The organism is Kocuria sp. CPCC 205235, assembly GCF_040980905.1.
GTDB lineage: Bacteria > Actinomycetota > Actinomycetes > Actinomycetales > Micrococcaceae > Kocuria > Kocuria carniphila.
Window position 1 is genome coordinate 1 of record NZ_JAVKPR010000042.1, and the last position, 12,375, is coordinate 12,375.

Genomic DNA, 12,375 nt, shown 5'->3' on the forward strand with positions numbered 1-12,375 from the left:
CGCATCATTGGCTATGCGCCCCGACCGATCGCGGCGTGAACACCCAGCACCACGCTCAAAGTTGAAGAGCCTCCTTGACCTACGACCAGATGCTGACCGCTTACAAGGCGTACAGAGTCTTTTTGAACGTAAACTCCGTTGTAGATTCGCCGTCCATGTGCGCCAGGCGCATTTTCGAGATCACCGCGAGTGGGACGCCTGTTGTCAGCACGCCGTCTCGAGCGATTCGAGAGTATTTCACCGAAGATCAGTTGGCTGTTGTGGGGGATCGAGAGCACGCTGCTGACGTCGTGCGGGCGCTCGTGCGTAGCCCTGAACTTGCCGATCGAATGGTCCACCGCGCGCAGCGAGAAGTGTGGAACAAGCACACGTACGGTCAACGCGTGGAGCAAATTCTCCAACGAGTTCTTCCCGAGAAGGTTCGTCCACGAACACGGCCCACGGTTTCGATCTTGTTGTGCACCAACCGCCCCCACAGAGTCGCGTCTGCTCTCCAGGGATTCGCGACGCAGGAGGATGTCGACCTGGATGTTGTGATGGTGGCCCATGGATTCGATCCAAGTACCCACGAGATTCAGGATGCAATTGCGGCTAGCGGCATCGACCAGGTCACGACCATCGCGGTTGACTCCGAGTTGACACTCGGAGAATGTCTAAATCTTGCGGTTGAGTCGTCCACGGGTGAAGTACTAGCCAAGATGGACGACGATGATTTTTATGCCCCACGCTACCTGGCCGATCTGCTGGATGCGCTGGACTATTCCGGAGCGGACATCGTGGGCAAACAAGCTCATTACATGTACGTCGAGTCCCAGAACGCGACACTTCATCGGTTTGGTCACCGAGAGCACCGCTTCACGGACTTCGTCATGGGCCCCACGATCACCGGATATCGCCGTGTCTTTGATCAGATTCCATTCCAGCGCCGAAATACCGGAGAAGATTCATCATTCTTGGCTGCAGTAATAGAAGCAGGCTTCTCAATTTATTCGGCTGATCGTTTTAATTTCGTGCAACGTCGTGGCTCCGATGGGCACACGTGGCAAGTTTCGGATGCGGGCGTTCTCTCAACCGGAGACGTGGTCATGTTCGGGGACAATTCGTTGCATGTGACAGTATAATTTCGGTGGACCAAAGGGCTTTCGACCCAAGAAACACCTGACCGGGCATATATTGCCGTGTGGTCAGTCGTAGTCGTCTCAGTAAGGTGAGGTAATGAGTAAATCGTTGGAAGTTGTTTTTGTCGGACTCGGATACATCGGTCTTCCCACCGCCGTGGTCATGGCCAATCATGGAGTGCGTGTTCATGGCGTTGACGTCAACGCTTCCGCCGTTGAGCGTATCCAGCGTGGTGAAGTCACGATCGTGGAACCCGGGTTGGAAGAACAGCTCAAGAAGGCTGTCGATAGCGGACAGCTCACAGCCTCCACCGAGATGCAGCAGGGCAACGCGTTCGTCATTGCGGTGCCCACCCCGTTCAAGGACGACTATGAGGGCGATTTGTCCTATATCATGTCCGCAGCGGAGTCGATTGCACCTCAGCTACGGGGCGACGAAGTGGTCATCCTCGAATCGACGTCTCCTCCCAAGACGACGCAGAAGCTTGCGGAAAAGATCCTGGAACTGCGTCCGGATTTGTCCGTCGATGGCGCAGACGGCAAGCCTGTGATCCACTTCGCATACTGCCCCGAGCGCATCCTCCCTGGTAAGGCTATGGAAGAGCTCATCAGTAATGACCGCATCATCGGCGGTCGCACTCCTGAGGCCGCCCGCCGCGCAACCGAGGTGTACGCCTCGTTCTGTGAGGGCGAATTGCTCTCGACCGACGATGTAACTGCGGAAATGGCCAAGCTCACCGAGAATTCCTTCCGCGACGTGAACATCGCATTCGCCAATGAGCTGTCATTGATCTCCGACAAGCTGGGAATTGACGTGTGGGAGCTCATCGAGCTGGCCAACCACCACCCCCGGGTGAATATCTTGCAACCGGGCCCCGGTGTGGGCGGTCACTGCATTGCCGTGGACCCCTGGTTCATCGTGTCTTCAGACCGAGAGAACTCCAACATCATTCGTACGGCCCGTGAGGTCAACGACGGTAAGCCCAAGTGGGTCATCAACAAGGTTGACGAAGCTGTCAAGAACATTGATTCCCCGGTGATCGCTGCCCTCGGCCTGGCCTTCAAGCCGAACATCGACGATCTTCGCGAATCGCCGGCGTTGAACATCACCAAGGATCTAGCCGAGCACGTGGATCACGCCACGGTGTTGGCTGTCGAGCCAAACGTGAGCGAATTGCCCAAGGCACTGCAGAGCCTGTCCAATGTTGAATTCGCACAGTATTCGGAGGCCATCGAACGGGCAGATGTCGTATTGCTTCTGGTTGACCACGACGAGTTCAAGTCGATTCCCGCCACAGCGCTCAAGGGTAAAACCGTTGTCGACACGAAGGGGCTCTGGCGCTAGCAACTCAGGATGAATGGTGTCGCGAGGAGTCCCCGTCCTCGCGACACCACACGATCGTTTGGACGCGATCGGAATTTTACCCATGGCGATTCTTGTCTCCCCTAAACCATGAGGACTGATTGATGACACCCCCCTCCATCTCCGACCTACGCCGCAGCCTCTGGCGAATTCGCATAAGCACGGCCGCGACAATTGCTCCTCGAGGGGTAGTCGTTGCTCAGAGTCCGTCGACGCTGGCGCCCGGTAAACAGCTCAGCGCATCCCCGGTATTTGGGGCAACGCATAACAATTTTGCTTCAGCTCAGGCTGAAGGGCATGTGGGTTCTCAACAGGTTCAAGAGTTTGTGTCGGCTCGTTTGAAGGCCTCGGAAGAATGTCGGTCCAAGGGAGACACCATCGGCGCATGCGAGGAATTGCGCCGACTACTCTTGGCTGTCCCTCAAGACAGTCGAGCGTGGCATCTGTATGCGTTGCGTTTGCTCGAGGGTCGGAATTATGACGCGGCAGTAGAAGCTTTCAAGAATAGCCTGACCGTAGACCCAGGTAATCTTGATGCGCTCGAAATGTTGGGCAATGCAACAGGCAAGGATCGCCAGCGATCGCTCGGACTTGAAGAGATATTCGCGGCTCTACCCGAGGCGCTGAGGAACAAGCCAGACATTCATCGCCGCTCACTTGATTTCGTCATACCTGCGCGTCTGGATGCATGTTTGGAAATCTTGAAGAACAGCCCTGACAGAGTCACTCGGGCAGTTGTTGAACAGTGGAACCTTGACGTTGACTCTGAAAAAAACTCTGATGGACCAGAGCAACGTATTGAGTACCCCAAGCCCGCGTGGTTGAGTGAAGACGAGTATCTCCTGGCGCAGCTGCTATACAGCCTACAAAGGGGGCGGAGAAGCCGTGCCATCGGGATTATCCGTCTGCTCCCGGATCGAGCTATCCCTCGATGGAGTCTAAGGCTCGCCATCCGAAGGGATTTGCGAACCAATCGACTCAAAGGTGCTCAGAGGCTTTTGACGGAGTATAGGAGGCTGGAGCCGGAGGACGGCTGGGCCAAGGCTCAAGAACTAAAGCTCAACAAAACCACCGCGCCCACTAATTACCAGTTGGCTCGTCAAGGATTTCCATTCCCTCATAGGCGGAAATCCAGTGCGTTTGAACCAGTTTCAGATCGTATCTTCTACTTGCTGCACAACTCGCTCCCATATCACTCCGCTGGGTACAGTACACGAACCCACGGACTGTTGACTGGTCTTCGTAGGTTGGGGTGGGACGTTAGAGGTGTTACCCGACTTGGGTACCCGTATGACATGCCGAAAATGGCGGAATTGGGGGCCATTAGTACCACTGATGTGGTGGATGGGGTGCCATACCACCGGCTGAGTACAACCCCTGGCGTTGAAAAGAAGAGCCCTATCACAGACTACGTAGAGCGTTACTACAAGGCGTTGGCTTCCCTGGCAAAACAGGAACGTCCGTTCGTTATCCACGGTGCTTCTAACCATTGGAACGGACTGGCGGCCGTGACGGCTGCCAACAGGCTCGGCCTTCCGTCGATTTATGAAGTACGCGGATTGTGGGAGGTCACCCGAGGCTCACGAGATCCGGAATGGGCTAAGGGTGGGATGTATCGTTTCATGGCCCGTATGGAAGCTGACGCGGCTGCACAGGCTACACGGGTCTTTGCGATCACCAACGCGCTCAAGAATGAACTAGTGAACAGGGGAGTGGACGAGGACAGAATTACGGTCGTTCCGAACGCTGTTGACGCAGACCGGTTCACGCCACTGCCCCGTGATTCCGATCTTGAACGCTCATTGGAGCTAGTAGGAAAAACCGTCATCGGATACATCGGTTCTGTACTTGATTATGAGGGCCTCGGAATGTTGGTCGATGCAGCAGACATCTTGCGTACACGTCGGAAGGATTTCGCTGTTCTGATCGTGGGAGACGGCGCCGAACTCGAGAAATTCCAGGAACTCGTGCGTGAACGCGACCTGGAAGAATTCGTACGTTTTACGGGGCGTGTGCCACATGAGGATGTCGAACGGTATTACTCGCTAGTGGATATCGCGCCCTTCCCACGCCTTCCTTTGCCGGTTTGCGAGATGGTCTCCCCGCTGAAGCCCTTCGAGGCGCTGGCCATGGGCAAAGCGGTAGTCGCATCTGACGTGGCCGCACTTGCCGAAATCGTCCAGCCAGGGGTTAATGGTCTGCTTCATCGCAAGGGAGATGTCGAGGATCTCACTCGCCAGCTGGAAGTCCTCCTGGACGAGCAAGGCCTGAGAGAAGAGTTGGCCGAGAAAGGCCGCCACTGGGTGCGAGAGAACCGGCAATGGTCGGACATGGCACGGATAGTTTCCGATATTTACGAAGACCTCGGTGGTCGTCGCGCAGTTGACAACCAGGAACAGGACTAAAGTGAACGACGCTTCCCAGCCTTACATCAAGGACTCGACGAGTATGACGAACTCGACTGGCGCGTCCCCGGTGGACGTTGGTGTTATTACACGGCAATGTTTGGGTGCGGGGTTCGTCCGTACCGAAGATTTCGAGAAACGCGCGGAACAGGTCATGTCCGGTGTTCTTCGATTAGCGCCACACCCGACATGGAAATCAGACAATTTAGCAGCATGGGATGCCGATCCGTTCAGCTCCCGTAATTGGCAGTTTCAGCATCACGCTTTGCGGTGGTTGTCGCCTGTTCGTCACCTAGCGTCGGAAGAGCGGGAAGACGCGCGTGAGTACTGGGTGGAGACTGTTCGTTCTTGGATCGAAAATAATCCGACGGAAAACCCCCCATCACGTTTTTCGTGGGTGGACATGGCTGATGGGTTACGAGCTCAGGAGCTCGTTTTCGGGTGGCCGCTTACATCTTCGGAGGCCGAACAGCAGTTGTTGCTGGATGCACTGAACACCCATGGTGAATGGTTGGCAGACGAGGACCACCAAGCTTCCGGTAACCCCGCGCTGCACCAAAATGTGGGGTTGTTCGTCCTAGCGAGCTTCCTGAAACGCCGAGACTGGCAAGAATTGGCGATCCGACGGATGGGCTCTCTCTTTGAGTCGTCCTTCGACACCTCCGGCGCGAACGATGAAGGATCCGTCGATTATCACCGGATGAATTTGTCGTGGTGGCGGGCCACATGGGACAGGGTTTCTGCAGAAGGTGTGGAGGTCCCTTCACATGTGAGTGACACGCTCTCCAAAGCGGCTACATTCCTGGCTCACGCGACTCGGCCGGATGGAACCATGGTCACGCTCGGGGACACTCATTTGCGTCAGGTTCAAGCTAATGAGTGGCCAGAGTTGGAATACGTTGCGTCAGGTGGCGAGTCCGGTCAGCCGCCATCCACAACTGTTATTGTTGCTCCAAACGGCTACGTTTTGGGACGGTCGAGCTGGGGAACCACCGCTAGCCCATTCTCTGACCAGACTCACTACAGTTTGCGCTACGGCGATCACAAGTCGTCACACCAGCACGAGGACAGAGGGAGCATCACCCTTTTTTCCGGCGGGCAGGACTGGATCACTGATCCGGGATCGTATCTATATGAGCCGAAAGACCCATTCAGGAAGTATTTGAGGTCGAGGGAATCGCACAACTTGGTTCTCGTTGATGGCGTCGAATACGGCCAATCGGATCGAGTGTGGCTGAAAGCTTGTCACGTTGACGAGGCATGTCACGACTACACGGTAGTAGACACCAATTACATGGGTGTCGAGCTCACAAGGCGAGTAGTTTACCTTCCCCTGTTGGATCTCATGGTGGTCCTCGATCACGTGGTCGGCGACAAGAAAATCACGTCGCGGCAGGTTTGGCACACCGAGCCAGGTATCAAGCCTCGTTACAGAGACAGCGCCCTGGAACTCCAGAAGAACGACGCCTCCAAATTTACGGTCCGTTGGCTGGGCAACGGAGAACGTCCGAAAGTCACTTATGGCAATGAGTCGTCGGTGAGAGAATGGGTGTCCCGCAAATGGGGTGAGAAGAACCCTGCCGCGGGTTTCGAGGTGGGTCGCACCGCATCGACTGCGTTCTACGCGACGGTTCTTGGTAACTCCACCAGGGATGCTTGGTCTATTTCATCCAGCCGTGCCAAGCCAGAAAGTACGTGGATCCGAGTTGTCAGATACGGACGCGTATGGAGTGTCGAGATCACATCAGAAGGGGTCTCAGTGGAAGAAGAAACACAGTTCGACCAGTCGAACCCCCAAGGTGAGCTGGCTAACTCGGTCGGCACGCACATGGAAGCTGCGCTGCTCAATCGTCGCATTACGGAACTTGAACAAGAATTAGTATCTTTCACGGCCCAAATGGCTGAAAAATCGACTCTGTGTTCAGATGTCTCTCAACGGGTGCAAGGACTCGAAACGACTTTGAAGTCCGTTTCTACGATTCAGGCCGGTGCCACGGAACGCGAGAAGCAGCGTGTAGCCGCATTACTTACCTCCCTACCCTGGGACATCGACACCAGTGCCATTCTGGGCGGGCTGGATATAGCGGAGGTTATTCCCTACATCAAAGATCCGCTATACCTGCATGATCTCTGGATCGCACAGGGCGACCGCGTGAACCTCAACCTGTCTGACCGACGTAAGTTGGCCAAGGGCCTCTATCATCGAGGCTATCTTGTCCGAAGCTATGAGGTTATCCAAGGGATTGCTGCGACTACTCAACGAGAAAAAGATCAACAGACTTCACAACTTCGGGCCTCAGAGCTTGCCATGATGCGCGGTGATGTAGAGCTTGTAGTTCCAACCCCGGAGACCTATACGGCTGCCACTGGTCGAGTCTTGCACGTCGTCGGCAAGGCAATTCCTGAGACCCAAACTGGCTACACCTTGAGAACCCATTACCTTGCGCAGGCACAGACTGACAAGGGGTACGACGTTCACGTCATGCGGCAAGCGGGAGGGACACCTGAACGACTCGGTGAGGACCATATGGTTCTCGATGAAGTCACCTACCATCTGCCGGAAGGTCCCGTCAGGGGATCGGTGCCCTGGGACGAGTGGCTTCAATCAAACGTAATGGAACTCTTCGATCTTGTTGGACGCATCCGACCAAGTTTGCTGCACTGCCATTCGGATTACATTAATCAAATGATCGCAAAACCCGTTGCTGAGGCCTACGGAATTCCGTTGGTTTATGAAAGCCGCGGGTTCTGGGAGGAATCGTGGCTATCTCGTGTCGAAACGCAGGCAGGTCGGTCTCTTGACAGGGATCATGAGCATTATGGCCTGCCCGAGGCGTACAGCTTGCGAAGGGAACGTGAAGACCAAGCTCGCCGGTCCAGTGACCACGTCACGACTCTCGCTGAGGTGATGAAGCGACACATCGTTGACCGTGGCGAAGATCCCGACAGGATTTCCGTAACACCCAATGGCGTGCAGCCCGAAGAATTCCCGGTCGTAGCTCCCGATCTGCAGCTCAAAGCAGAGCTGGGGATTCCACGGGACGTACCGGTCATCGGATACATCACCTCCGTAGTGGAATACGAGGGAATCGATACGCTGATCACCGCCTTCTCCCGCATGAGACAGCTTGGGGAAGATGCATGGCTGTTACTGGTTGGCGATGGGCCAGTGAGAAAGTCTCTCGAGCAGCTCGCCAAGAGCCTCGGGGTCTCGGACCGTGTGCTCTTCACAGGTCGCGTTCCACACGAAGAGATCCTGGGCTACTACAGTCTGATCGATTTGTTCGTCGTTCCGCGAAAGAACCGAGCTGTTTGTCATTTGGTAACGCCGCTGAAGCCTTTTGAAGCGCTGAGTACCGGGCGGACAGTTGTAGTATCCAACGTGGACGCCCTCCAGGACATTGCCGATGAGTCGCAGTCCGTTGTGACCTTTGAGGCAGGTGACGTCGAGTCGCTCAGCTCCGTGCTTCGCCGCCTACTTTCAGATCCCTCGCGCCGTCAAGAACTCTCGGAGCGCGGATCTGCCTGGGTGCGCGAGCAGCGGTCATGGGCAGCCATCGCTTCTGGTTACGATGGACCTTATAAAAGGCTTGGCGTCAAATTCTTCAATGACATGAAATCAAATAGAGCGACGTGGGATATGGACATGAGTTCAATCCGAGCGGAATTGCAGGGCCTCACCCGCGAGGAAGCCATTAGATACTTGCGGGTCCACTCCGAGCCTCGCAAGAGCGATCCCGTCAAGATGGCCATGGAAGTCATGCACGACGGTTGGGGCGCTCACGGGTTCGAACCCGTGTCATTCCCGGATGACATTGACTGGCACTCATTCGACCAGCAAGACCGAACTTGGCAGATGCATGTTCACAGCTGGGAATTCATGACACCGATACTCGAAGCCTGGAACGAGACCGGAGAAGATCGATTCGTGGAATGGGCCGTCCATCGTGCGCTGACGTGGTTCGAAGCCTTCCCATCCATCGATTTCAACAGCATGGCTTGGTACGACATGGCCTTGTCCTATCGTTCTGTGGCTCTTCAGGCCTTGGTGCGTAGCTCCGCCGCGTGCGATTCAGTGACGGACGAACAATTCGAACAACTCCTACGTTTGGCACTGCTTCAGCGAGATGCACATTGGCAGGAAGAATCATTTAACGCTCGAAATAACCATGGATACTACTCGGCCGTCAGCCAGGTAGTTCTTGCCAACGCCATCGGTAGTCTTCCTGGCATGAGAGCACTGCGCACTCAAGGGAACGAACGGCTGCGACTCATGACCGATAGTCAATTCCTGAGTGACGGTGGACATGCTGAACACTCCCCGGATTACCACCGGATGTTGCTGTCCTCCTTCGAAGGGGCGATCAAGGTTGAAGCTATCGACGATCCGGAAGTTCTAGACCGAATTCGAAAGGCGGCTGAAGTCCTCGGTTGGATGGTTCTCCCCAACAACAGGATTCTTCAAATGGGAGATTCCCCGGAAAGGCTCATGAGTGGAAGTCAGCGCTCAATGTCACCGACCACGGAATGGGTTCTCAGTAAGGGCAAGAGAGGGCACGCCCCTAAACGGAAATCATTTCTTCTAGCGGAGAGTGGATACGCGTTCGTGCGCGATCTGGCGTCAGGGGATCAGGCAGAGAGTAAGTCCTCTTACCTGGCTATGACAGCAGGATTTCATTCACGAACACATAAGCACTGCGACGACCAGAGTTTGGTTTGGTTTGAAAAAGGTGAGGAAATTCTCGTCGACGGTGGGCGGTATCGATATGGCGAGCTGCTTCCTCCTGATTCAGAGCTTCGCGCAAGCGGTTTTTACTATGCGGATCCGATTAGGCAGTACATGGAGTCCTGCGCCGCCCATTCCACGCTTAGCCTCGATGGCGACCTTCAGGATAGAAGGAGACCGCCATACGGATCCGGTATTCAGGACCTAAAGGAAAATCAAGACGGAAGTTTCGTTATAGATTCAAAGGTGCCGCACGAAGGTTGGAGCTCGCACAGAACCGTAACTTATCGGCCCGGTAGTTCATTAATTATCGAGGATGAAATCATCGCCGATGACGAGGATTTGCATACGCTGCATACATGGTTCTTGGTTAACGGATCGCTCAACTTGGTTAATAAACAACCAAATATCCAATTTGGTAGCCATGCTTGGGATTGTGTTCTGCATCTTTCCCGTGAGACGGTGAATATCGAAGATGTCACCATTGCCAGGGACCAAAATGATCCATTAATTCGCGGTGTACGATCCAGACAGGATAGGACTCTCGAGCCTGCATGGTCACTCGAGTACCAGCAAACATTCCAAGGGTCCGTTAGAATTAGGTCAACTTTTCTATTCATATCTGCCGATGCAAAAAAACCCGAGGAAACTGTTTAGGCCGCTGAAACAAAATCATCAATGGTGGTTACGGATTGATTAGATCTCTATCAGATAGGTTGTCGAGTCTATAATAATTACCAGTTCCGAAGAGAGGCCAGGCGGTGACAAGTAAACAATTTGTGCTTTCGTACGCTACAAATACACCAATGCTCGGAAGAGAACTCGAAACCCGGATCCAAGGCGCGAGTCGACACGTTGCCGGGTTACTTGGTGATTCGTTTTCGGTTACGCATATTGGTGATAACCGTTCAGGTTTTGTCGTGTGGGAAAGCGAAGGCACGCGCGTTACGTGGCCCGCAGTGGTCAAAAACGATAATGAAGGCGCTGCCTGGTTGCACATCCCGGCCGTTGCGGGTACTCCTGACGACGCCCAGGATGCTCTATCGCTTGCCCGCAACGTCATGTCCGGCCGTGTTGATAGGGTGGAACTGGGCGCACCCTGTGCCGCCATTTACTGGAACAATGGCCAACTAAGAATAGTCAACGACAATCTCGGGATGGTCCGTTTTTTCGAATACGATATGCCAGATTTTGGGACCGTTTGGTGTACAAGATCTGGTCTCGCGCATGTTTTCGCAGCTGTCGAACCTGCAATGGACGACCAGGCTTGGGCAGGAATGGCTACTTTGGGGTGGAATGCTACAGGCCGCACTCATATGGGATCAGGAAGACAGTTGCCGCCCCGCAGCAAAATTTCCGTGAATTCCAGTGGGGGGGTCCTAACGACCCAGACATCACACGACTGGATGCGTTCCGTTCTCGCCGGCCCGGAGCCCTCAATGGCAGTTGCCGCTAGGGACATGAGTCATTCCCTTTCACGGGCATTATGGTGGCCGCAGCCAGCCATTGCCGACTTATCAGGAGGCAAAGACTCCCGAGTTACAGCTGCTGCGGCCATCAGATCGGGCGCAGTACATCGCTTACGCACGATGGATACGGATTCTGGGGAGGTCATGACAGCTAAGCAGCTCGTGGGACTCCTGGACACGGCAGTTCAACATTCAATCGCACCAGTCTCACAACCCGCTTCGCGAGGAGATGACTTGCTCAACCGCTACAAACTCCTGCATCAGGCGTGGGAGGGAGCCTACAACGCACGAACGGCTTACCGGACAAGTGCCGTCAAAACCTTCAAGTATGCTGCAGCCCCTAAAATCAACGGACTCGGGGGTGAGGCCATGCAAGGGAAATCGCTCCTCGGAGGGAAGTGGGATGAGCGACTCCGGGGCGCTGACATTGAGGTGGGGTTTGAGCGATTGGAACATATGGTTCGCGTGGGGGCCGGATCTTCTGACGAAGCTGGCGACAAGGTCGTCGATGAGGTTAGGGCATTCAAAACTGGCGCAATCGAAATGAAATTTACCAACGCTTATGCCTTTATGGACTACTTTTACAATCGTAGTAAAATGCCATTTTGGTCCCTTCCCTTAGCACAGGAAAATTATCTACTACCTTACTACAGCGCACGTATGCTAGAACGAATCATATGGTCCAACAAGTATCCACGAAAATATGGCGAAATGCACAAGGAGATACTTCGATCATTAGTACCTGCGTGGTCTGAAATTGCATTCTACAAACCATCAGCTCGAACGCGAAGTGTAAGTTGGATGTGGGAGAATAGCGACTGGGCGGAAGCAAGACAAGTTGTTGAAGAAGGCCGCAGTTCATCGAATCACTACTCTGAGAAAAAGATTAGTACGTACCTTGCGAGAGTGGATGGCGGCGCTGGATCCGTGAAGGAAGAAACTGCATTTTCTCGTATACTATGGGAACGAACTTTCAGGGACTACGTGATGCGAGTCGCCAGTGAAGCGGCTCGTGTTAAACGAGAAGTTATACAAGCAAAGCACGAGTCTTACCACCGCTAATCCAAGAAAACCGGCTCTTTGTCAGGCCGAATCGTCGAATGATAATAGACAATCAGAGTGTTTCTGGCTCTTGAGTTACCACTTATCATGATGAAATCAGTAGTGACTGTGGCAATGAGGTCTCCAGCTGCTCAAGTAGTCTCAGTTCGTTGGTCGTATGACCTGAGTTGGCTCATTCGTTTAGTGCGTGATTTTCGGGGTCGCGGATGGCGTCGAGGACGGCCTGCTGCTC

5 protein-coding genes are annotated in these 12,375 nt (G+C 54.4%); all 5 read left to right on the top strand.

The window, feature by feature from the left end; translation table 11 throughout:
* Positions 1–74 precede the first annotated feature (74 nt).
* The 5 genes from RF638_RS15430 to RF638_RS15450 all read left to right on the top strand — a co-directional run bounded on the left by RF638_RS15430 (position 75) and on the right by RF638_RS15450 (position 12,143).
* A complete protein-coding gene (locus RF638_RS15430) occupies positions 75–1,121 on the top strand; it encodes a glycosyltransferase (protein ID WP_368842397.1) in 1,047 nt (348 codons plus the stop codon).
* A 94-nt stretch (positions 1,122–1,215) separates the two neighbouring features.
* Complete coding sequence (gene wecC, locus RF638_RS15435) at positions 1,216–2,463, top strand: UDP-N-acetyl-D-mannosamine dehydrogenase (protein ID WP_368842398.1); 1,248 nt, start codon at positions 1,216–1,218, stop codon at positions 2,461–2,463.
* A gap of 122 nt (positions 2,464–2,585) precedes the next feature.
* Entirely contained in the window at positions 2,586–4,886 is a 2,301-nt protein-coding gene (locus tag RF638_RS15440; RefSeq protein WP_368842399.1) for a glycosyltransferase, read from the top strand.
* 43 nt (positions 4,887–4,929) lie between these two features.
* Entirely contained in the window at positions 4,930–10,269 is a 5,340-nt protein-coding gene (locus RF638_RS15445) for a heparinase II/III family protein (protein ID WP_368842400.1), read from the top strand.
* 104 nt (positions 10,270–10,373) lie between these two features.
* Positions 10,374–12,143 (top strand): hypothetical protein, encoded by a 1,770-nt coding sequence (locus tag RF638_RS15450; RefSeq protein WP_368842401.1) that lies wholly within the window; start codon positions 10,374–10,376, stop codon positions 12,141–12,143.
* Positions 12,144–12,375 lie beyond the last annotated feature (232 nt).

Bases quoted from the DNA above. Each gene is read 5' to 3' on its own strand.
- wecC (WP_368842398.1), top strand. From the start codon at position 1,216: ATGAGTAAATCGTTGGAAGTTGTTTTTGTCGGACTCGGATACATCGGT.
- RF638_RS15440 (WP_368842399.1), top strand. From the start codon at position 2,586: ATGACACCCCCCTCCATCTCCGACCTACGCCGCAGCCTCTGGCGAATT.
- RF638_RS15445 (WP_368842400.1), top strand. From the start codon at position 4,930: ATGACGAACTCGACTGGCGCGTCCCCGGTGGACGTTGGTGTTATTACA.